The sequence below is a fragment of the Streptomyces sp. NPDC024687 genome (genome assembly GCF_055559055.1).
Window position 1 is genome coordinate 136,938 of the sequence record NZ_JBVHLJ010000004.1, and the last position, 21,119, is coordinate 158,056.

Annotated in this window: 20 protein-coding genes and 1 pseudogene; 6 read left to right on the forward strand and 15 right to left on the reverse strand. The window is 71.1% G+C overall.

The window, feature by feature from the left end; translation table 11 throughout:
- Window positions 1-70: 70 nt before the first annotated feature.
- From rocD to ACZ39I_RS17380, 3 genes are all read right to left on the reverse strand, one after another.
- Window positions 71-1,291 carry an ornithine--oxo-acid transaminase gene (rocD, locus tag ACZ39I_RS17370; protein ID WP_467245229.1) on the reverse strand — a complete coding sequence of 407 codons (1,221 nt, stop codon included), beginning with the start codon at window positions 1,289-1,291 and terminating at the stop codon, window positions 71-73.
- The gene (ddaH, locus tag ACZ39I_RS17375; protein WP_467245230.1) at window positions 1,288-2,112 is read right to left on the reverse strand and encodes a dimethylargininase; all 825 of its coding nucleotides are present in this window, start codon (window positions 2,110-2,112) and stop codon (window positions 1,288-1,290) included. The genes rocD and ddaH overlap by 4 nt, the downstream gene beginning before the upstream one ends.
- Before the next feature lie 151 nt (window positions 2,113-2,263).
- On the reverse strand, window positions 2,264-2,752 hold the full coding sequence (locus ACZ39I_RS17380; protein WP_393600924.1) for an Lrp/AsnC family transcriptional regulator: 489 nt from the start codon (window positions 2,750-2,752) through the stop codon (window positions 2,264-2,266).
- A 78-nt stretch (window positions 2,753-2,830) separates the two neighbouring features.
- On the opposite strand from ACZ39I_RS17380, the gene ACZ39I_RS17385 reads away from it, so the two are divergent.
- The 4 genes from ACZ39I_RS17385 to ACZ39I_RS17400 are packed head-to-tail and all read left to right on the forward strand — an operon-like array spanning window position 2,831 to window position 6,870.
- A complete protein-coding gene (locus ACZ39I_RS17385) occupies window positions 2,831-3,580 on the forward strand; it encodes a LytR/AlgR family response regulator transcription factor (RefSeq protein ID WP_467245231.1) in 750 nt (249 codons plus the stop codon).
- Window positions 3,581-3,582: 2 nt separating this feature from the next.
- On the forward strand, window positions 3,583-3,942 hold the full coding sequence (locus tag ACZ39I_RS17390) for a hypothetical protein (RefSeq protein WP_352386947.1): 360 nt from the start codon (window positions 3,583-3,585) through the stop codon (window positions 3,940-3,942).
- The gene (locus ACZ39I_RS17395; protein WP_467245232.1) at window positions 3,939-5,651 is read left to right on the forward strand and encodes a sodium/solute symporter; all 1,713 of its coding nucleotides are present in this window, start codon (window positions 3,939-3,941) and stop codon (window positions 5,649-5,651) included. The genes ACZ39I_RS17390 and ACZ39I_RS17395 overlap by 4 nt, the downstream gene beginning before the upstream one ends.
- Window positions 5,652-5,664: 13 nt before the next feature.
- Window positions 5,665-6,870: a sensor histidine kinase gene (locus tag ACZ39I_RS17400; protein ID WP_467245233.1), complete on the forward strand. Its 1,206-nt coding sequence runs from the start codon at window positions 5,665-5,667 to the stop codon at window positions 6,868-6,870.
- 3 nt (window positions 6,871-6,873) lie between these two features.
- Here the strand turns inward: ACZ39I_RS17400 and ACZ39I_RS17405 are convergent, their stop codons facing one another.
- From ACZ39I_RS17405 to ACZ39I_RS17435, 7 genes and pseudogenes are all read right to left on the reverse strand, one after another.
- Entirely contained in the window at window positions 6,874-7,050 is a 177-nt protein-coding gene (locus ACZ39I_RS17405; protein WP_467245234.1) for a hypothetical protein, read from the reverse strand.
- 13 nt (window positions 7,051-7,063) lie between these two features.
- Window positions 7,064-8,888, reverse strand: a pseudogene (locus ACZ39I_RS17410) (serine/threonine-protein kinase).
- 27 nt (window positions 8,889-8,915) lie between these two features.
- On the reverse strand, window positions 8,916-10,172 hold the full coding sequence (locus ACZ39I_RS17415) for a DUF6777 domain-containing protein (protein WP_467245235.1): 1,257 nt from the start codon (window positions 10,170-10,172) through the stop codon (window positions 8,916-8,918).
- Between the two features lie 102 nt (window positions 10,173-10,274).
- On the reverse strand, window positions 10,275-11,225 hold the full coding sequence (locus ACZ39I_RS17420; RefSeq protein WP_467245236.1) for a cytochrome c oxidase assembly protein: 951 nt from the start codon (window positions 11,223-11,225) through the stop codon (window positions 10,275-10,277).
- Window positions 11,226-11,328: 103 nt separating this feature from the next.
- The gene (locus ACZ39I_RS17425; RefSeq protein ID WP_467245237.1) at window positions 11,329-12,354 is read right to left on the reverse strand and encodes a 6-phosphofructokinase; all 1,026 of its coding nucleotides are present in this window, start codon (window positions 12,352-12,354) and stop codon (window positions 11,329-11,331) included.
- A 196-nt stretch (window positions 12,355-12,550) separates the two neighbouring features.
- Window positions 12,551-13,279 carry a type 1 glutamine amidotransferase gene (locus tag ACZ39I_RS17430; RefSeq protein WP_007380395.1) on the reverse strand — a complete coding sequence of 243 codons (729 nt, stop codon included), beginning with the start codon at window positions 13,277-13,279 and terminating at the stop codon, window positions 12,551-12,553.
- A 14-nt stretch (window positions 13,280-13,293) separates the two neighbouring features.
- Window positions 13,294-14,532: a MurT ligase domain-containing protein gene (locus ACZ39I_RS17435; RefSeq protein WP_352386929.1), complete on the reverse strand. Its 1,239-nt coding sequence runs from the start codon at window positions 14,530-14,532 to the stop codon at window positions 13,294-13,296.
- A gap of 113 nt (window positions 14,533-14,645) precedes the next feature.
- On the opposite strand from ACZ39I_RS17435, the gene def reads away from it, so the two are divergent.
- The gene (gene def / locus ACZ39I_RS17440; RefSeq protein WP_467245238.1) at window positions 14,646-15,191 is read left to right on the forward strand and encodes a peptide deformylase; all 546 of its coding nucleotides are present in this window, start codon (window positions 14,646-14,648) and stop codon (window positions 15,189-15,191) included.
- 89 nt (window positions 15,192-15,280) lie between these two features.
- Here the strand turns inward: def and ACZ39I_RS17445 are convergent, their stop codons facing one another.
- Window positions 15,281-15,925 carry a TetR/AcrR family transcriptional regulator gene (locus ACZ39I_RS17445; protein WP_467245239.1) on the reverse strand — a complete coding sequence of 215 codons (645 nt, stop codon included), beginning with the start codon at window positions 15,923-15,925 and terminating at the stop codon, window positions 15,281-15,283.
- A gap of 172 nt (window positions 15,926-16,097) precedes the next feature.
- Here ACZ39I_RS17445 and ACZ39I_RS17450 point away from each other — a divergent pair, with 172 nt between their 5' ends.
- Window positions 16,098-17,324 (forward strand): acyl-CoA dehydrogenase family protein, encoded by a 1,227-nt coding sequence (locus ACZ39I_RS17450; RefSeq protein WP_352386923.1) that lies wholly within the window; start codon window positions 16,098-16,100, stop codon window positions 17,322-17,324.
- A gap of 63 nt (window positions 17,325-17,387) precedes the next feature.
- Here ACZ39I_RS17450 and ACZ39I_RS17455 read toward each other — a convergent pair whose 3' ends face one another.
- The 4 genes from ACZ39I_RS17455 to ACZ39I_RS17470 form a co-directional block, all read right to left on the reverse strand.
- The gene (locus ACZ39I_RS17455) at window positions 17,388-17,624 is read right to left on the reverse strand and encodes a DUF6213 family protein (protein WP_007380390.1); all 237 of its coding nucleotides are present in this window, start codon (window positions 17,622-17,624) and stop codon (window positions 17,388-17,390) included.
- Window positions 17,625-17,649: 25 nt separating this feature from the next.
- Window positions 17,650-19,035: an NADP-dependent succinic semialdehyde dehydrogenase gene (locus ACZ39I_RS17460; RefSeq protein WP_467245240.1), complete on the reverse strand. Its 1,386-nt coding sequence runs from the start codon at window positions 19,033-19,035 to the stop codon at window positions 17,650-17,652.
- A 71-nt stretch (window positions 19,036-19,106) separates the two neighbouring features.
- Window positions 19,107-19,568 carry an NUDIX hydrolase gene (locus ACZ39I_RS17465; RefSeq protein WP_467245241.1) on the reverse strand — a complete coding sequence of 154 codons (462 nt, stop codon included), beginning with the start codon at window positions 19,566-19,568 and terminating at the stop codon, window positions 19,107-19,109.
- Window positions 19,565-21,103 carry an ATP-dependent DNA ligase gene (locus ACZ39I_RS17470; protein ID WP_467245242.1) on the reverse strand — a complete coding sequence of 513 codons (1,539 nt, stop codon included), beginning with the start codon at window positions 21,101-21,103 and terminating at the stop codon, window positions 19,565-19,567. The genes ACZ39I_RS17465 and ACZ39I_RS17470 overlap by 4 nt, the downstream gene beginning before the upstream one ends.
- Between the last annotated feature and the right edge of the window lie 16 nt (window positions 21,104-21,119).

Below are 21,119 nucleotides of genomic sequence, written 5' to 3' on the forward strand. Positions count from 1 at the left end.
GGTCTATCACCTCTTCGTCACATCTTCACCCGGTGTGGTGGAGTGCGCGGCCGGGGAGAAACGGGTGAACCTACCGCTTCAGTACCCCTTCCAGCACTCCCAGTGCCGATTGCAGTTCCTCCGCCGTGATCGTCAGCGGGGGTGCCAGGCGGATCGTCGAGCCGTGGGTGTCCTTGACCAGGACGCCCTCGTGCATCAGCAGCTTGCTCACCTCGCGGCCCGTGCCGAGGGACGGGTCGATGTCCACGCCGGCCCACAGACCCCGGGCGCGGAAGCCGACGACCCCCCTGCCGGCCAGGTCCGCCAGACCGTCCCGCAGGACCGCCCCCAGCTCGGCCGCCCGGCGCTGGAACTCGCCCGTCTCCAGGAGCTCGACCACCGCCGTGCCCACCGCCGCCGCCAGCGGGTTGCCGCCGAAGGTCGAGCCGTGTTCGCCGGGGCGCAGGACGCCGAGGACATCCCGGCGGGCGACCACCGCGGAGACCGGGACGATGCCGCCGCCCAGCGCCTTGCCCAGGAGCAGGACGTCCGGGACGACCCCCTCGTGCTCGACGGCGAGGGTGCGGCCCGTGCGGCCGAGGCCCGACTGGATCTCGTCCGCGATGAACAGGCACCCCTTGCGGCGGGTGAGCTCGCGGACGCCGGTCAGATAGCCGTCGTCCGGGATGACCACGCCCGCCTCGCCCTGGATGGGTTCCAGGAGCACCGCGGCCGTCGTCTCGTCGACCGCCTCCTCCAGTGCCGCGAGGTCGTTGTACGGCACGATCCGGAAGCCCGGGGTGAAGGGGCCGAAGCCCGCCCTCGCCGTCTCGTCGGTGGAGAACGACACGATCGTCGTCGTCCGGCCGTGGAAGTTCTCCGCCGCCACCACGATCGTCGCCCGGTCGGCCGGGACGCCCTTCACCTCGTACGCCCACTTGCGGGCCACCTTGATGCCGCTCTCCACCGCCTCCGCGCCGGTGTTCATCGGCAGCACCATGTCCAGGCCCGTCAGCTCGGCCAGGCACTCCGCGAACTCGGCGAGGCGGTCGTTGTGGAAAGCCCGGGAGGTCAGCGTCAGGCGGTCCAGCTGCCGGTGCGCGGCCTCGATCAGCGCCGGGTGGCGGTGGCCGAAGTTGAGGGCGGAGTACCCGGCCAGCATGTCGAGGTAGCGGCGGCCCTCCACGTCCTCGACCCAGCTGCCCTCGGCCCGGGCGACGACCACGGGCAGCGGGTGGTAGTTGTGCGCGAGGACCGGTTCCTCGGCGCTGATGAGATCGGCGGAGGAACGCGTGCCTACGGGTGCGGTCATGAGCGGATCTCCTGGGTGCAGCACTTGATGCCGCCGCCGGCCTTGTGGAGCTCGGAGAGGTCGACGGGGACGGGGACATAGCCGTGGTCGTCGAGGCGCAGGGCGAGAGCCTCGGCCTGCGGGGCGATGAAGACGTGCCGGCCGTCGGACACGGAGTTCAGGCCGAACGCCATCGCGTCGTCGCGGGTCGCGAGCACCGCGTCCGGGTACAGCTGGGCGAGTACCGCGCGACTGCCCGGCGAAAAGGCCTCCGGGTAATAGACGATGTTGTTGCCGCCCTCGGAGTCGTCGAGGACGAACAGCGCGGTGTCCAGGTGGTAGAAGTGCGGGTCCACCAGCGTCAGGCTGATCACCGGGTGCCCGAAGAACTCCTGGACCTCGCGGTGCGCCTCCCGGGTCGTGCGGAACCCGGTGCCGGCCAGCACGTACCGGCCCGTCCAGACGAGATCGCCCTCGCCCTCGCAGACCGACCCGGGGCGCCGGACCTCGTAGCCCGCCTTCTTGAACCACAGGTCGTAGTGCGTGGACTCGGGGCGCCGCTGCGGCGCGTGGAAGAGGGAGCCGAAGACGCGGCCGCCGACGACGACCGCCGAGTTCGCCGCGAAGACCATGTCCGGGAGACCGGCAACCGGCTCCACGGCGTCGACGCTGTGCCCGTGGTCCTCGTAGCTGCGGATCAACGTCCGCCACTGCTCCTGCGCGAGGTCCACGTCGACATGGGTGTCGGGATGCATCCAGGGATTGATCGCGTACTGCACGGCGAAGTGTCTGGGTTCACAGACGAGGAATCGCCGCCGGCGCGGCACACGGGGGTCGGACACAGAGGGGTTCCTCCGCTTCCTGCGGTGTCGACTGAGGGTTGACACCACGGTAGAAAACGGGCGGCAGGCCCGACAAGCAACAAGAATTGCGTGTCTGTGCAGGAACGCTGCGTGTTCTTCCGGTGAAACGCATGGTTGGTGCGTTTAGCGGCTACGCCTCCGGCGCAGGCTGGCTCGCCCCCGCCTCGGGGCTTTCCGGGATGAGGTGGGACAACACCATCACACTGATCGTCTTCCGGATGAACGGCTCCACCCGGATGCGCTCCAGCACCTCCTCGAAGTGCTCCACGTCCCGCGCCCGCACGTGCAGCAGCGCGTCCGCGCCCCCGGTCACCGTCATCGCCGCGGTGATCTCCGGATGGTTGCGCACCACCTCCGCGAGCCGCCGCGGCGGGGCCGCGCCCTCGCAGTACACCTCGACGTACGCCTCCGTACGCCAGCCCAGCGCCGACGGCTCCACCGTGGCCGTGAACCCGGTGATCACCCCGGTCTCCCGCAGCCGGTCCACGCGCCGCTTCACCGCCGTGGAGGACAGCCCGATCGCCGAACCGATCTCCGCGAAGGACGTCCGCGCGTTCGCCATCAGCGCGGTGATGATCTTCCGGTCCAGCTCGTCGAAGGCGACGGTCCTGCTGTTCATGTCGGCACTGTATCCAGCGGCGGCGCCCACACCTGTGCACGTGTCCAGTCGTACGAATTACTCCTACACTCCGGGTTCATGCTGCGCGCCCTGGCTGTCGACGACGAACGCCCCTCGCTGGAGGAACTGCTCTACCTGCTGAGCGCCGACCCCCGGATCGGCAGTGTGGAAGGGGCCGGTGACGCCACCGAGGCGCTGCGCCGCATCAACCGCGCGCTGGAGTCCGGGCCGGACGGGCCCGAGGCGATCGACGTCGTCTTCCTCGACATCAACATGCCGGGCCTCGACGGCCTCGACCTCGCCCGGCTGCTGACCGGCTTCGCCGAGCCGCCGCTGGTCGTCTTCGTCACCGCCCACGAGGACTTCGCCGTCCAGGCCTTCGACCTCAAGGCCGTCGACTACGTCCTCAAACCGGTCCGCAAGGAACGCCTCGCCGAAGCCGTCCGCCGCGCCGCCGAACGCCTCGACGCCGCGCCCCGCATCCCCGTGCACGAACCCGACCCCGACCACATACCCGTCGAACTGGGCGGCGTGACCCGCTTCGTCGCCGTCGACGACATCACCCACGTCGAGGCCCAGGGCGACTACGCCCGCCTGCACACCGACAAGGGCAGCCACCTCGTGCGGATCCCGCTGTCCACGCTGGAGGAACGCTGGCGCTCCCGCGGCTTCGTCCGCATCCACCGCCGCCATCTCGTCGCCCTGCGCCACGTCGGCGAACTCCGCCTGGACGCGGGCACGGTGAGCGTCCTCGTCGGCGGCGAGGAACTCCAGGTCAGCCGCCGGCACACGCGCGAACTGCGGGACCTGCTGATGAGGAGGCCGTAGCGATGCCCCAGGACCCCGTGGAGCGCCGGGTCGTCGTCACCGGGCCGCCACGCCGCGGCCGCCCGGCCTCCGGCTACTACCGGCCGCGCACCGAGATCGACGAACAGACCACCCTCGGCCACACCTACGTCCGCTCCCTGATGCGCACCCAACTGCGCGCCGCCCTCGCGGTGTTCGCCTTCCTCGGACTGCTCATCGGCCCGCTCCCGCTGCTCTTCGCGGCGATGCCGGACGCCCACCGCCTCGAATGGGCCGTCCTCGGCTTCGGCCTCTACGTCCCGATGGTCCTGCTGGCCCGCTGGTACGTGCGCCGCGCGGAGCGCAACGAACGGGACTTCGTGCGCCTGGTCGAGGACCGATGAACTCCAGCTACTCGGTACCGGCCGTCGCCCTGGTGGTGGTGGCGACCGTCCTCGTCGGCGCCTTCGGCCTGCGCATCTCCCGCACCACCTCCGACTTCTACGTCGCCTCCCGCACCGTCGGCCCCCGCCTCAACGCGGCCGCCATCAGCGGCGAGTACCTCTCCGCCGCGTCCTTCCTCGGCATCGCCGGCCTGGTCCTCGTCCAGGGCCCCGACATGCTCTGGTACCCGGTCGGCTACACGGCCGGCTATCTCGTCCTGCTCCTGTTCGTCGCCGCCCCGCTGCGCCGCTCCGGCGCCTACACGCTGCCCGACTTCGCCGAGGCCCGGCTCGCCTCGCAGGCCGTACGACGGCTCGCGGGCGCCTTCGTCGTCGGCGTCGGCTGGCTCTACCTGCTACCCCAACTCCAGGGCGCCGGGCTGACGTTGACCGTGCTCACCGGGGCACCCCAGTGGCTCGGCGGAGTGATCGTCGCGGCCGTCGTGGTCGCCACCGTCGCCGCGGGCGGCATGCGCAGCATCACCTTCGTCCAGGCCTTCCAGTACTGGCTCAAACTCACCGCCCTGCTCGTCCCCGCCCTCTTCCTCATCCTCGCCTGGCAGGGCGACGGCGCCCCCAGCCACGCCTTCGAGGAACCGGCGGCCTTCCGCGAACAACGGGTCGTCCGCGTCGACTCCACCCTCGACCTCACACTGGACAGCCCCCTGACCGTCATGGTCACCGGCACGGTCGACGGCCGCCCGCATGACGACCAGAGGCTCCGACTCCCCACCGGCACCCACCACGTCGAGCGGGGCACCCGCCTCACCTTCGCCAAGGGCACCACGGTCCCCACCGCCGACCGCGGCACCAGCGACGGCATGTCGACCTCCCTCGCCGCGGGCCGCGAGGACCGGCCCCTGTACGCCACGTACGGACTGATCCTCGCCACCTTCCTCGGCACCATGGGCCTGCCGCACGTCGTCGTCCGCTTCTACACCAGCCCGCACGGCGTCGCCGCCCGCCGCACCACGGTCGCCGTCCTCGGACTGATCGGCTGCTTCTACCTTCTGCCCCCGGTCTACGGCGCCCTGGGCCGCCTGTACGCCCCCGAACTCACCCTCACCGGCGACGCCGACGCGGCCGTCCTGCTGCTTCCCGAGCGGATGATCGGCGGCCTCGGCGGCGACCTGCTGGGCGCCCTGGTGGCGGGCGGCGCCTTCGCCGCGTTCCTGTCGACGGCCTCCGGACTCACCATGGCGGTGGCCGGCGTGCTCACCCAGGACGTCCTGCCCTCACGCGGCGTACGGCACTTCCGGCTCGGCACCGTCCTCGCGATGTGCGTGCCGCTCGCGGCGAGCGTCCTGGTCGGCGGGCTGCCCGTCGCCGACGCGGTCGGGCTCGCCTTCGCCGTCTCCGCGTCCTCCTTCTGCCCGCTGCTCGTGCTCGGCATCTGGTGGCGGCGGCTGACCCCGCCCGGCGCCGCCGCGGGCATGCTGGTCGGCGGCGGCTCCGCCTTCCTCGCCGTGGCCGCGACCATGGCCGGCTTCCCGGCCGGCGGCCCGCTGCACGCCCTGCTCGCCTGGCCCGCGCTCTGGTCGGTGCCGCTCGGCTTCCTCACCATGGTGCTGGTGTCCCTGGCAACCGCGGGCCGGGTACCGGCCGGCACGGCGGCGATCCTGGCCCGCTTCCACCTGCCGGAGGAACTGCGGGCGGAGGCAAAGGCATGAGGCTGGTGAAGACATGAGCGGATTCCTGGCCGGGCTGTGCGTGGCGATCCTCCCGCTGCTGGCCGCCGGCTTCTGGCTCGGCCGGCGCACGGCCCGCCCGCAGAACCTGGGCGGCCTCGGCACCCCCGTCGAACACGCCACCTTCGAGACCCTGCACACCGCCTCCCTGGCCGCGCCCCCGCTCCGGGCGGGCCTCACGGAGGAGACCGCCCGCAAGTCGGCCCGCAGACTGCGCTCACTGCTCGGTACGGACGCGCTGTGCCTCACCGACCAGAAACAGGTCCTGGTCTGGGACGGCGTGGGCGGCCACCACCGCACCGAGATCATGGAACGCCTCGCCGGCCCGCTGGAGACCGGCCGCGGTGAGGCCTTCCCGCTCACCTGCGACACACCCGACTGCCCGGTCCGCTGGGCGGTCGTCGCCCCGCTCACCGTCGACGACCGCGTCCACGGCACCCTGGTCGCCTGCGCGCCCCGTGAGTCGGCCGTCCTGGTCCGCGCGGCCGGAGAGGTCGCCCGGTGGGTGAGCGTCCAACTGGAGTTGGCGGACCTGGACCAGTCCCGCACCCGGCTGATCGAGGCCGAGATCAAGGCACTTCGGGCCCAGATCTCCCCGCACTTCATCTTCAACTCGCTGGCGGTGATCGCCTCGTTCGTCCGCACCGACCCCGAGCGCGCCCGCGAACTGCTCCTCGAATTCGCCGACTTCACCCGCTACTCGTTCCGCAGGCACGGCGACTTCACCACCCTCGCCGACGAACTCCACGCCATCGACCACTACTTGGCGCTCGTCAGGGCACGCTTCGGCGACCGCCTCTCCGTCACCCTGCAGATCGCCCCGGAGGTACTGCCGGTCACTCTGCCGTTCCTGTGCCTGCAGCCGCTCGTCGAGAACGCCATCAAGCACGGCCTGGAGGGCAAGACCGACAAGTGCCGGCTCCAGATCACCGCGCAGGACACCGGCGCCGAGGCCCTGGTCGTCATCGAGGACGACGGCGCCGGAATGGACCCGGCCCTGCTCCGCCGTATCCTCGCCGGCGAGGTCAGCCCCTCGGGCGGCATCGGCCTGTCCAACGTCGACGACCGGCTCCGCCAGGTGTACGGCGACTCCTACGGCCTCGTCATCGAGACGGCCGTCGGCGCGGGCATGAAGATCACCGCCCGGCTGCCCAAGTACCAGCCGGGCGTGCACTCGGCGGGCCGTCTCACCGACGGCTGAAGGTCAGGGGCTGCTGGTGGCCACCATGCCGAGGGTGATCAGGCCCAGCACGACCCAGCCGAACCACAGCCAGCCGTTGCTGCCGAGCGCCACCGTGTAGGCGGTCACCGCCACGAGACCGCCGACGGTGAGCACCCCCATCGTCCGGGTCGAGCCATCCGTGGAACCGCTACCGGGCATCGCGACACCCTCCTCAGGATTCGTCCCCCTCCATGGTGCCCCCGTTCTGCCTGCGCACAGTGCAGACGACGAAATGTGTGCCGTTCTTCCAAGGGCCCTCGCTGGTCCAGGAGCCCGCCGTGTACACGGACGGATCGAAGCCGTAGTCGGCCGGCGGCACGTCACGCGCGCACGCCGTGTCCGACTCGGTCCGCGCCTCGGACAGCGTGACGTCGACGGCCAGTCGGGTGAATCCGAGCACTTCCTCGTCGTGGGAGCCCCCGCAGGAGACCAGCCGGGCGTCCCGGTTGGTGCGTACGTCCAGGCAGTCCCGCCGTTGCATGGTCGCCGTGTCCGTGAACCCCGAGCCCGGCCTGCGACGGGTGCCGATCGGCCCGTACACCGGCCCGTTCCCGCCCAGCACCAGACACGCGGTACGCCGTCCCGCGGCCTCGAACCCCCCGTCGGCCGGTACGACGGCCTGGCTGCGGACGTCCGCGAGCCGCTCCCGCACCTCCCGCGTCCGCTCCTCGCACTTCGCCGGCCCCGTCCGCCGCGCCTCGTCGGCCGAGTCGGCCGCGGCGAACGCCACCACCTGGCCGTCCGGGGCCGTGCCGCAGGTGGGGTCCAGCCGCAGCCGGGGTGCCCCCCCGGAACCGCTTCGACCCCGGCCAGTCGGCGATCACACAGTCGCTGTCCCGCAGCGGCTTCGCCAGCCCGACCGTCTCGCCGTACGGCTGCCGCGAGCCCTGGTGACCGCCCTCGCCGTCCGGGGACCGGTCGGCCATGGCGTACCACACACCGCCCAGGGCCAGCAGCAGCCCGAGACCACCGGCGAGGACAGCCCGCAGGGCGTGCGAGCGCTCCCGTCGCCTGCGGCCGCCCGGAGGCGGCCGGTGTCCGTTCGGAGGCGGCCCGGGCGGCGGCACCCGCGCCTCCGCCCAGGGTGGCTGGGCACCGAGGTCGGTCTGCGTCCGGACGTACGGCTCGGGCTGCGGTGTCACGATCCGCGACAGCGCGGCCTCCGCCTGCGCCGCCGACAGCCGCCGCCCGGGGTCCTTCGCGAGCAGCGCCTGCAGTACGGGACCCAGCGCACCGGCGCGCACCGCGGGCCGCGGCTCCTCCATGACCACCGCGGTCACCTCGGCCAGATGCGAGTCCCGCTCGAAGGGACCCACGCCCTCCACCGCGTGGTAGAGCGTGCAGCCCAGTGAGAACAGGTCGGCGGCCGGGGTGGGCGTGCCGCCCGTGGCCCGCTCCGGCGCCAGATAGCCCGCCGTGCCCACCAGCACCGACGCCAGCGTGTACCGGGTCTCCCCGGCGTCCGGCTGCAGGGAGATGCCGTAGTCCGTGAGCAGGACGCGTCCGTACGGCGATCCCGCGCGGTCCGGCGCCAGCAGGATGTTCGCCGGCTTCACGTCCCGGTGCAGCACGCCCCGTTGGTGCCCCGCGGTCAGCGCGTCCAGCACGGCGAGGCCGACGCGGGCGCACTCCGCCGGGGCGAGCGGTCCCCCGGAGTCGACCAGGTCACGCAGGTCCACCGCGTCCGCCACGTACTCCATGACGATCCAGGGCAGCCCCTCGTGCTCCAGCACGTCGTGCACGGTCACCACGTGCGGGTGGCCGCGCAGCCCCGCCGCGTGCCGGGCCTCCGCGCGGGCCCGCGCCACCCGGGCCTCCCGCTCGCCCGCCTCCAGCGGGTCCCGGAACACGATCTCCTTGAGCGCGACCTCGCAGGCGAGCCTCTGGTCGTGGGCGAGCCACACATGGCCCATGCCACCGCTGCCGAGCGGGTTCAGCAGCAGATACCGGCCGGCGATGACCCGGCCCACTCCCGACGTCGGTGATCCTGAAGGCATCCGGTGACTCCCCGGTTCTGCGGGACGCTACGTGGCGACGGCGGTGCTGGGTCCGTCATCGGCGGGCTCACTGGAGGCGGGCCCGCTCGGTGCCGACTGACTGGTGGCCGGCCCCGATGTCGCGGGCGCACTGGTCGTCGACGGAGGCGGCGGTGGCGGCGGAGGGGGCGCGCTGCTGGTGACCGGGGCGCCGGTCGAGGGCGAGCCGGTCAAGGGCGGTGGGCTCGGCCGCCTGCTCGACTTCTCGGGCGACGGCGAGCCGGGAGCCGTACTCGACGACGGCGGTGACGACCGCGGTGGTGAGGAGGAGGACGCCCCGGGCCGGCCGCTGGACGAACCCGACGACGGTGGTGTGCTCGTGGGCGGAGTCCTCGGCCCGGAGGACGTCGGCGGGGGAGTGGTCGTGGGTGTCGTGGGTCCGCTCGTCCCGTCGAACCCACTCGTGCCGCCCCCGGCCACGGACAGCATCACGTACCGCCCGAACGGCAGCTCCGTCCCCGCGGGCGGATCGGTCGCCGTGACCTTCGCTCCCTCGGGCGGCGCCCCCTGCCCGGCGTACCCGGCCGCCAGCCCGACGCGGATCAGCTCCAGACGGGCCTGGGCGAAGTTCCTCCCGGCGAGGTGCGGCACCGTGCGCCGCTTCTCGGCGTTGAAGGCGGTGTCCCTCTCACCGGTGGTGCCGACCGGACGGTCGATGCCGCGGGCGGGTTCCTGGACGTCCACGAGAGCGACCCGTGCCAGTTTCCGCGGCGCGGGCTTCACGGCCACCACCGAATCGCGCTCGTATCCCGCCCACTTCTTGTTGCCGTCCTCGAACTGGACGGAAATCCGGCCGGTGTCACTCTCGAAGGGCCGCAGTGGATTTCCACACGAGCACTTCACAGCCGGAAGCCCGTGTTCATCGACGAGAATCGCGATTCCCGCCTGGAGCAAGGAGTTGTACGGGACGGCCTTTTCCTTCTTGTAGTCGTGGTTCTTGACGAGAGTGTCGTGACGCAACAGAACCGGTGTGAGCCGATCCAGATATTCCGGTATCCCGTCCGTGCCGATGTCGACGTCACAGATGGTCGGTTGTTTGCTGCCGCCGTACAGGCCGGGCGTGTCCCCCTGCTGGAGACTTCCCTGGACGGGCTGCGACCGTACGGTCGCAGCGTCCTTGCCCAGTCCGCTGTTCCCCTCGAAGAACGGCGCGAGAGAGGGCACACCTACGGCGGCCGCCTTGACCACTGTCAGTGGATTTCCCTTGTCGCAGCCGCTCAGCAGCAGCAAGGAAATCGCCGGCAAGGCGATCCTGTGCATAAATGCGCGAAGTGTCATGACCGCTCCCCCCGGCGGTTCCCCCCAACGCGCTTCATGCTACTGAATGCTCCGGAAAGGCGAAGCCCTTCAGTGCTCGCGGGTGCTCAATGAGGCCAAATACGCGTTGTATGCCTCGAGTTCCTTGTCGCCGTCCCGGTCGGCGGCCCGGTCCGACCGTTTGGCCTGCCGCTGTTCGGAGCCGTACCACTGGAACAGCAGGGCGATCAGTACGAGTACGGAGGGAATCTCACTGAACGCCCAGGCGATACCGCCGGCGTAGTTCTGGTCGGAGAGCGCGTCGATGCCGAGCGAGGCGGGCGGGTTCTTGAACGTCTCCACCATGGGCTCGGACGCCATCATCAGCGCGATGCCGAAGAACGCGTGGAACGGCATCCCCGCGAACAGCTCCAGCATCCGCATCAGATACCCCGGCCGCTGCGGCCCCGGGTCCACGCCGATGATCGGCCAGAAGAAGACGACACCGACGGCGAGGAAGTGCACCATCATCGCGACGTGCCCGGTCTTCGACCCCATCAGGAAGTCGAAGATCGGCGTGAAATAGAGGCCGTACAGACTCGCGATGAACAGCGGGATGGTGAACGCCGGGTGCGTGATGATCCGCATGTACCGGCTGTGCAGCAGCGCGAGCAGCAGCTCACGGGGCCCCTTGTGCCCCCTGCCCGCGACGGGCAGTGCCCGCAGGGCCAGGGTGACCGGGGCGCCGAGCAGGATGAGGATCGGCGACAGCATGCTGATCACCATGTGCTGCACCATGTGCACGCTGAACATGACCATCCCGTAGTCGTTCAGCTCGGTGCACATCATCACCCCGATGGTGAGCACACCGACCACATAGGAAACGGTCCGCCCCACGGACCACGCGTCGCCCCGCCGGCGCAGCCGCACGACTCCCCACGCGTACAGGCCGAGCGCGAGGAGGCAGGCGACGAGGAAGAAGGGGTCGGCCGACCACTGAAGCCCTCGTCCCAGCGTGAACGGCGGCAGGTCGTGCGTCATGCCGTGCCCGCTGTGGTCCATCGCGGCGGCTCCTGATTCGTGGGGGTTGTGCAAGTCTGTCCGCACCCAGACTAAGACTGGCCCCGGTCGCCTCCGGGACCGGGGCCCACCACCGTGCTGCGGCCTACAGCACGCACTCCGCCTCGGCGTACCGGTCCTCCGGCACCGTCTTCAACGTCTCGACCGCCTCCGCGAGCGACACCATCACGATGTCGGTCCCCCGTAGAGCGGTCATGTGACCGAACTCCCCGCGGTGCACGGCCTCCACCGCGTGCCAGCCGAACCGGGTGGCCAGCACCCTGTCGTACGCGGTCGGCGTGCCGCCGCGCTGCACATGCCCGAGGATGACCGGCCGGGCTTCCTTCCCCAGCCGCTCCTCCAGCTCGATCGACAGCTGGCGGGCGATCCCGGCGAAGCGCTCGTGCCCGTAGATGTCCTTGGCGCCCTCGTCGAAGGCCATGGAGCCGGGCGCCGGCTTGGCGCCCTCCGCGGCGACGACGATCGCGAACCGCTTCCCGGCCTCGAACCGCTCGCCGACCCGCCGGGCCAGCTCCTCGATGTCGAAGGGACGCTCCGGTACGACGATGGCGTGCGCGCCGGCCGCCATCCCGGAGTGCAGCGCTATCCAGCCGGTGTGCCGCCCCATGACCTCGACGACGAGCACCCGCTGGTGGGACTCGGCGGTGGTCTTCAGCCGGTCGAGCGCCTCGGTCGCGACACCGACGGCCGTGTCGAACCCGAAGGTGACGTCCGTGACCGCGATGTCGTTGTCGATCGTCTTGGGCACGCCCACGATCGGCAGCCCGGCGTCCGACATCAGCCGGGCCGCCTTGAGCGTGCCCTCACCGCCGATGGGAATGATCGCGTCGAGCCCGAGCTCCTCGACATGCCCCCTGGCCCGCTCCACGCCGTCCCGCAGATGCGAGGGCTGGACGCGGGAGGAGCCGAGGATCGTGCCGCCGCGGGCCAGGATGCCGCCCACCGCGTCGAGGTCGAGCTTGAGGTAGTCGCACTCCAGGAGGCCCTTCCAGCCGTCCCGGAAGCCGATGACCTCGTCGCCGTGGTCGGCGACGGCACGGTGCACGACGGACCGGATGACGGCGTTCAGGCCGGGGCAGTCGCCGCCGGACGTGAGGACACCAATGCGCATAGCCGCAGGAACCTTCTCAGCGAGGGGACGTGGCACGGGTCCGGACCACGCTGTCCGGCTCGAACCCCGCCACCCTAGCGGCAGGAGGGGGCGGGGCCGAAGAACGCGTCCGCCTGCTGGACGGCCCCGCTCACCTGTGCGGACTCGTCGTCAGACGGGCTGGTGACAAACGCCTGGAACCCAGGTGAACTTCCTCTCAGGCGGGCTGTTGAGCGGCCGTGATGCGTTCGTTGCGCAGGGCCTCGTACCAGCGGTCGTCGGTCGGCGGCAGCGCGTTCACGTCGAGGGCCAGCTTCAGCAGCAGGTCGGCGATGAGCGGGTTGCGCGCGAGGACGGGTCCGTGCATGTACGTACCGAAGACCGTGTCGTTGTACGCCCCCTCCGTACCGTCCCCGGTGCCGTTGCCCTTGCCCAGCTTGACGTTGGCGAACGGACGGGCGGTGGGGCCGAGGTGGGTGACGCCCTGGTGGTTCTCGAAGCCGGTCAACGGGGGCAGGCCGAGGCGCGGGTCGATGTCGGCGAGCACGTCACCGACGCAGCGCTCGCCCTCACCGCGCACCGAGACCACGTCGAGCAGGCCGAGGCCGGGCTCGCGCTGGCCGAGGTCGTTGATGAACTCGTGGCCGAGGATCTGGTAGCCGGCGCACACCGAGAAGACGATCGCCCCGTTGCCGACGGCCCGGTGCAGACCGCCGTCCCGGCGCAGCCGCTCGGCCGCCAGCCGCTGGGGTCGGTCCTCGCCGCCGCCGATCAGGTAGATGTCGCCGGAGGTCGGGATGGGCTGGTCGCTGCGCACGTCCAGACGGGCCACGTCGAGGCCCCGCTGACGGGCCCGGCGCTCGATGACGAGGGCGTTGCCCTGGTCGCCGTACGTGCTGAGCAGGTCGGGGTAGATCCAGACGATCCGCAGTTGGTTGTCGCTCACAAAAGTCCCCTGAGTCAGTTGCCGACGCGGCGGCGCAGGTCCTGGAAGGCGGTGTAGTTCGCGATGACCTCGATGCGGCCCGGCGGGCTCATCGACACGGCCTGGTCGAGGTTGTCGCAGACCTGGAAGTTCTGGTTCGCGACCTCCAGGCGCACCGCGAGATCCAGCTTCCGGTCGCCGATCACGCAGATCGGGTGGCCGGTGAGCCGGGTGTAGTCGACGTCCCACAGCCAGGAGGTGTCGGTGCCGTCGGCGCCGCGGGCGTTGACGGAGAGGATCACCGGGGTGGGCGGCGGGTCGATCAGGCTGAACGTCTCGAGCCAGCCGGCCGGGTTCTTCGCGAGCAGCAGCCGCAGGTCGCGCTGCTGGAACTGGACCACGTCGTAGCGGCCGGCCACCGCCTGCACCTGGTACATGCGTTCCAGGGCGACCTGCGGCGGCACACCGAAGACGGCGGCGACGGCCGCGGAGGAGGCGGCGTTGGCCTTGTTGGCGCGGCCGGGCAGCTGGAGGTGGATCGGCCAGGCGGAGCCGTGCGGGTCGAGCACATGGTCACCGGACAGGGCCCAACTGGGCGTCGGCCGCCGGAACCCGCACTCGCCGCAGAACCAGTCGTCGCCCGGCCGCTGCATCACGCCACCGCAGGACGGGCAGGACCAGGCGTCGTCCTTCCACATCTGCCCGGCGGCGACCCAGATGACGTTGGGGGAGGAGGAGGCCGCCCATACGACGAGCGGGTCGTCGGCGTTGGCGACGACGACGGCCTTCGAACCCGCGAGGCCCTCGCGCCAGTTCTCGGCGAGCATGCGGGTCTCGGCGGCGCGGTCGAGCTGGTCGCGGGAGAGGTTCAGCAGGGCGATGCACTTGGGGTCGGTGTCCCGGGCCACGCCCGCGAGGTACTTCTCGTCGACCTCGATGACGCCGTACCGGGCGTCCGAGCCGCCGGCGAGCGCCGAGGTGATGCCGGCGGGCATGTTGGCGCCGAGGGCGTTGGAGACGACGGGCCCGGCGGCGCCCAGAGCCTCCGCGATCAGACGAGTCGTGGTCGTCTTTCCGTTGGTCGCCGAGACGAGGACGACGTCCAGGTGCTGGGCGAGCCGGGCAAGGAGGTCGGGGTCGAGTTTGAGGGCCACCTTGCCGCCGATGACCGAACCGCTGCCGCGACCCGCGGCCCGGGATGCCGCCGCGACGGCCTTGCCCGCCGTCACGGCCAGCTTGGCCCGCGGCGAGAGCGGGTCCGAGTTGCCTGTCATCAGATCTCGATCCTCCTTGCGTACGCGCCGCGCCTCAGCCTCCGGCCACGTGGTGTGGACCTCAGCCTATTCGAGATCCGTAGGCACTCCCGAATCGCCGTACCCTTGCGGCCATGCGAAACGGCTCCATTCCGGGCACGCGGGGACGCGTCCGCGCGGTCACCCTGCTCGGCACCCCGGTGTTGCACACACCCTGCGAGGACGTCACGGACTTCGGCCCCGAACTGGCGACGCTGGTGGAGGACTTGTTCGCGACGATGTACGCGGCCGAGGGCGTGGGCCTCGCCGCCAACCAGATCGGGGTGCCGTTGCGCGTCTTCGTCTACGACTGCCCGGACGACGAGGAGATCCGCCACCTGGGACATGTGGTGAACCCACGCCTGGTTGAGACGGACGGTGTGGTGCTGAGGGGGCCCGAGGGGTGTCTGTCGTTGCCTGGCCTGGAGGCGGGAACAGAGCGTCACGATCACGCTGTCGTGGAGGGTTTCACGATGAGGGGCGAGCCCGTGACGATCGACGGCACGGGCTTCTTCGCAAGGTGCCTACAGCACGAGATGGACCACTTGGAGGGCCGGGTCTATGCGGACCACTTGACGGGCCGGCGTCATCGCAGACTGATGCGACAAGTGACCAGATCCTCTTGGCACAGGCCCAGCTGACCCACCCAGGGGCGCGGGGCTGTATCAATCTGCGGCTCCGCCGCGTTGGCGCGACCAGCCCCCGGCGGGCCGCACCAAACATGCGACCGTCAGAACCCCGGCCCCCCCACCTTGTCCCCCGCCCCAGCCAGCCGCCCCCACAACAGATCCGCCAGACTCCGCACCAATTCCGCCCGCGGGCAGGGCCGTTCACCCAGCCACCAGTCACCCGCCGCATACATCATCCCGACGATCCCGTGCCCCCACACCCGGGCCAGCAGCTGACTCCCGGGCCCGAGATCGAGCCGGTCCTCGATGACCTGCCCCAACTCTTCACCCATCCTCCGCAGCAGGGGCGCGGAATGCTGACCGACGTCGAACCCCTGGTCCCCGGTCTGGCCCCCCTCGGCGGGGTGCATCAGGAACCGGTACACCTGGGGCCGGGCCTCGATCGCGGCCAGGTACGTGTCCAGCGTGGCCTCGACCCGCTCACGCCGCTCCGCCGGAGCGTCCAGCGCCGCCCGCAGCGAGTCCAGCAGGGCGTCGGTGTGCCGCTTGGCAAGCGCAGCGTAAAGTCCTCCCTTGTCGCCGAAGTGCCGATACAGAATCGGCTTGGTGATGCCGGCTTCCGCGGCGATGGCGTTCATGGAGGCATGCGGGCCGTCGCGCAGCACCACTCTGTCCGCGGCCTCCAGCAGCTCGCGCCGACGGCGGTCGGCGGACCGCTGCTGATCGGTCCGCTGTGTGGTGTCCATGAGCTCTCCCCACCCGTACTGAATCGGTAACGCCTGCGCAAAGTAACACTCGACCGGTGCTCGGCATCGAACAGGTTGCTGACTGGTCATGGGGAGTTGACTTTTACTACCCGTGGGTAACAGACTCGGGTTACCGCAAGTAACATGCACGTGCGTCGCCGCTGGAGGGGACATGGCCGAGTTCACCATGGAGCTCAACGACGAACAGAAGGAGGTCCGGGACTGGCTGCACGGCTTCGCCGCCGATGTCATCCGCCCCGCGGCCGCCGAATGGGACGAGCGTGAGGAGACTCCCTGGCCGGTCATCCAGGAGGCCGCGAAGGTGGGCATCTACTCCCTCGACTTCTACGCCCAGCAGTACTTCGACCCCACCGGGCTCGGTATCCCGATGGCGATGGAGGAGCTGTTCTGGGGCGACGCGGGCATCGCCCTGTCGATCGTGGGCACCGGTCTCGCCGCGGTCGGCGTCCTCGCCAACGGCACCGAGGAGCAGATCGGCACCTGGATCCCCCAGATGTACGGCGACGCGAACGACGTCAAGGTTGCCGCGTTCTGCTCGTCCGAGCCGGACGCCGGTTCCGACGTGGCCTCCATGCGCACGCGTGCCGTGTACGACGAGGCCAAGGACGAGTGGGTGCTCAACGGCACGAAGACCTGGGCGACCAACGGCGGTATCGCCAACGTCCACGTCGTCGTCGCGGTCGTCGACCCGGAGCTCGGCTCCAAGGGCCACGCCTCCTTCATCGTGCCGCCGAACACGCCGGGCCTGTCCCAGGGCCAGAAGTTCAAGAAGCACGGCATCCGCGCCTCGCACACCGCCGAGGTCGTGCTGGACAACGTCCGGGTGCCCGGCTCCTGCCTCCTCGGCGGCAAGGAGAAGCTCGACCAGCGCCTCGCCCGGGCCCGGGAGCGGGCGAAGAGCGGCGGCGAGCGCGTGAAGAACGCGGCGATGGCCACGTTCGAGGCGTCCCGTCCAGCCGTCGGCGCCATGGCCGTGGGCACCGCACGGGCCGCGTACGAGGTCGCCCTCGACTACGCCAAGACGCGTGAGCAGTTCGGTCGGCCGATCATCGACAACCAGGGCGTGGCCTTCCAGCTCGCCGACATGCGCACCTCCATCGACGCGGCCCGGCTCCTGGTCTGGCGTGCCTCCTGGATGGCGATCAACGGCAAGCAGTTCACCGCCGCCGAGGGCTCGATGTCGAAGCTCTTCGCCAGCGAGACGGCGAAGAAGGTCACGGCGCAGGCGGTCCAGATCCTCGGCGGCAACGGCTACACCCGGGAGTACCCGGTGGAGCGCATGCACCGCGACGCCGCTATCTACACGATCTTCGAGGGCACGAGCGAGATCCAGCGCCTGGTCATCGCCCGGACCCTGTCCGGCATGTCCATCCGCTGACGGCGCTGGGCCGGGGCCTGTGCGCCCCGGCCGCAGTGCGGGCCGAAGCCGAGCCGACAGCTCCTACGGCGCCCCGCCGCTGCTGTGCGCGATGCAGGCCACGTCGATCCGGTCGGCGAGCTTCGCGAGTTCGATCGTCAGGGCGGCGACCGTGTCCTCGTCGAGCCCGTCGGCGCCGGCCTCGACCAGGTGCAGCCACCGCCCGCCGAGACTGCGGAGCAGCTTGCTCACATCGGCCGCGGCCACCTGCAGGGTCCCGCGGTCGTCGACGATCAGAGGCAGAGTCACTTCGCGGTTCACACCGGGGATGGTAACCGCGCAAGTGTCACGCTCCGTGCCAAACCGTCGTGATGTTGCAGAACTCCCTGATTCCGTGCCCGGACAGCTCACGCCCGTACCCGGACCGCTTCACCCCGCCGAACGGGAACGCCGGATGCGAGGCGGTCATCCCGTTGACGAAGACGCCGCCGGCCTCCAGGTCCCGTACGAACCGGTCGACCTCGGCCTCGTCCCGGGTCCAGACGTTGGAACTCAGCCCGAACGTCGAGTCGTTGGCGATCAGCACCGCCTCGTCGAGGTCGGCCGCCCGGTACAGCGTGGCCACCGGGCCGAAGGTCTCCTCGCGGTGGATGCGCATCTCGCGGCTCACGTCGGCGACGACGGTCGGCGGGTAGTACCAGCCGGGCCCCTCGGGCCGTTCCCCGCCGCACAGCACACTCGCCCCACTGCGCCTGGCGTCGTCGACGAGTTCCTCCAGATCGGTCCGTCCCTGCTCGCTGGAGAGCGGCCCGACCTCGGTGTCCTCTTCCAGCGGGTCGCCGACCTTGAGGGCCTTCATGCCCTCGACGAACCGCTCGGCGAACCGGTCGTAGACGTCCGTGTGCACGATGAACCGCTTGGCGGCGATACAGGACTGCCCGTTGTTCTGCACACGCGCGGTCACCGCGATCTCGGCGGCCCGGTCGACGTCCGCCGACGGCATCACGATGTACGGGTCGCTGCCGCCCAGCTCCAGCACGGTCTTCTTCACCATGTCCCCGGCGGTGGAGGCGACCGCCCGGCCCGCGGGCTCGCTCCCGGTGAGCGTGGCCGCCTTGACGCGTTCGTCGCGCAGGATGTCGTCGATGGCCCCGGACCCGACGAGCAGTGTCTGGAAACAGCCCTCCGGGAAGCCCGCCTGATGGAAGAGGTCCTCCAGGAACAGGGCGGTCTGCGGCACGTTCGAGGCGTGCTTGAGCAGGCCGACGTTGCCCGCCATCAGCGCGGGCGCGGCGAAGCGGATCACCTGCCACAGCGGGAAGTTCCACGGCATCACCGCGAGCACGGGCCCGAGCGGCCGGTAGCGGACCAGGGCGCGGGAGGCGCCGGAGTCCTTGACGTCGTACGCGGCGGGCTCCTCGTCGGCCAGCAGCGACTGAGCGTGCTCGGCGTACCAGCGCATCGCCTTGGCGCACTTGGCGGCCTCCGCGCGGGCCTGCTTGACCGGCTTGCCCATCTCGGTGGTCATGACCCGGGCGATGTCCTGCGTGGCGTCGTCGAGGAGCTCGGCGGCCCGGTTCAGCAGACCGGCACGCTCGGCGAAGGACGTGGTGCGATAGGTGCGGAACGTGGCCTGGGCGAGCTGGAGCCTGCGCTCGATCTCCTCCTCGCCCATGGCCTCGTACGTCTTGAGCGTCTCGCCGTTCGCCGGGTTCACCGTCGCGATGGGCATGACCGACCTCCTGAAGAGCTGACTGTGCTTCGACCTTCCCGCGCGGCGGGGGCGACCGCAACGCGTGGACGTCAGGCCGAGTGCTCAGCCAGCCGGTCGAGAAACGCGGCCTGCGCCTTCACGATCACCTCCCGGGCCCGGTCGAGCCCGAACCACTCCACCCGGTCCAGCTCCGGGAACTCCTGTGTCCGCCCGGATTTCGGCGGCCACTCCATGGCGAACACCCCCGGCACCATGGTCGCCGGATCGAGGTCCGCCTCGATCGCCCACGCCGTGACGACCTTCCCGTTCGTCTGCCGGACCTCTCCCAGGGGTACGGCCTCCCCGTCGGGCGGCGGCAGCCCGAGCTCCTCCTGGAACTCGCGGCGGGCCGCGTCCCAGGCCGACTCCGAGTCCGGCTCGTACTCGCCCTTCGGGACCGTCCACGCCCCGGAGTCCCGCCGGGCGAAGAACGGGCCGCCCATATGGCCCAGCAACACCTCCAGGCCGTCGCCGGTGTGCCGGAACAACAGCAGGCCCGCGCTCGTCCTCACGGCCTCACCTCGGGGTGGGCGGCCAGCAGCGTCTCCACCGTGTCGGCGTCCTCGGGCCGTTTGTCCTCGCGGTAGCGGACCACACGGGCGAAGCGGAGGGTGACGCCGGCCGGGTAGCGGGTCGACCGCTGAAGGCCGTCGTAGGCGATCTCGACGACGAGCTCGGGTCGTACGGTCACCACGTAACCGCTGCTGTCGACGGCCAGCTCCTGGAGCCGCTCGGTCTGCCAGGTGAGCATCGCGTCGGTCATGCCCTTGAAGGTCTTGCCGAGCATGGCGAAGCCGCCGTCGGCCGTGCGGGCGCCGAGGTGCAGGTTGGAGAGCTTGCCGGTACGGCGGCCGTGGCCCCACTCGGCGGCCAGCACCACCAGGTCCAGGGTGTGCACGGGCTTGACCTTCAGCCAGGACGCGCCGCGCCGGCCCGCGCTGTAGGGGGCGTCCAGGGACTTCACGACGACGCCCTCGTGGCCGCGCTTCAGGGTCTCGGCGAGGAACTCCTCGGCCGCCGGGATGTCCTGCGGTCCTGACACCAGGGTGCGCCGCACCCGCATCGGCTCGGGCACCAGCCGGGCCAGCTCCGCGTGCCGTTCGGCGAAGGGCAGGTCGAGGAGGTCGCGGTCGTCGACGGACAGGGCGTCGAAGAAGACGGGGGAGACGGGGACCGCCTCGGCGGCCGTCGTCACGTCCACGCGGGAGCCGACCCGGCCCGCGGTCTCCTGGAAGGAACGCGGCCGCCCGTCCTCGTCGAAGGCGATCACCTCACCGTCCAGGATGAACCGATCACCCCGCAACTCCCGTGCGGCAGCCGTCAGTTCGGGCAGCCGGTCGGTGATGTCGTCGAGGGTGCGCGTGTACAGCCGTACGACGTCGCCGTCCCGGTGGATCTGCACGCGGATGCCGTCCAGCTTCTCCTCGACCGCGCAGGTGCCGAGCTTCTCGACCGCCTCGGCCACCGAGGAGGCGCTGTGCGCCAGCATCGGCAGGACCGGGCGGCCGACGGTGAGGCGGAAGCGGTCCAGGGCGGACGGCCCGTCGGTGAGCAGGGCCTCGGCCACCGTCTGGAGCGAGCCCGCGAGCATCACGGCACGGCGGACGTCGGCGGGAGGCGCCCCCGTGGCCTGGGCGAGCCCCTCCGTGGCGACCGCGTCCAGCGCCCCCTGCCGTACCTCCCCGCTGATCAGCCCGAACAGGAACCGCTGCTCGTCCTCGGTGGCCGCGCCCAGCAACTCACCCACCAGCCGGGCGCGTTCGGCCTGTGAACCGGCGCCAGCGACCTTGCCCAGTTCGCTCAGCAGGGCGTTCACCTCGCGCACGGTCAGGGTCGGCTCCGCGGCCGGGGAGACCGGCCGGCTCAGCACCTTCCAGCCGACGCCGAGCCGGCCCTGCGGGAGCCGTCCCGCCAGGTAGGGGATGACGATCGGTACGTCGTCCGCCTCGGCGTCCCGGAACAGCTCGGCGAGGAGCGCGATCTTCCGGGACCGCGCCGAGGTGGCGGCGACCTCCTGGGACACATGGGCCAGCCGGGCAAGCAGCATGAATCCAGGGTGCACC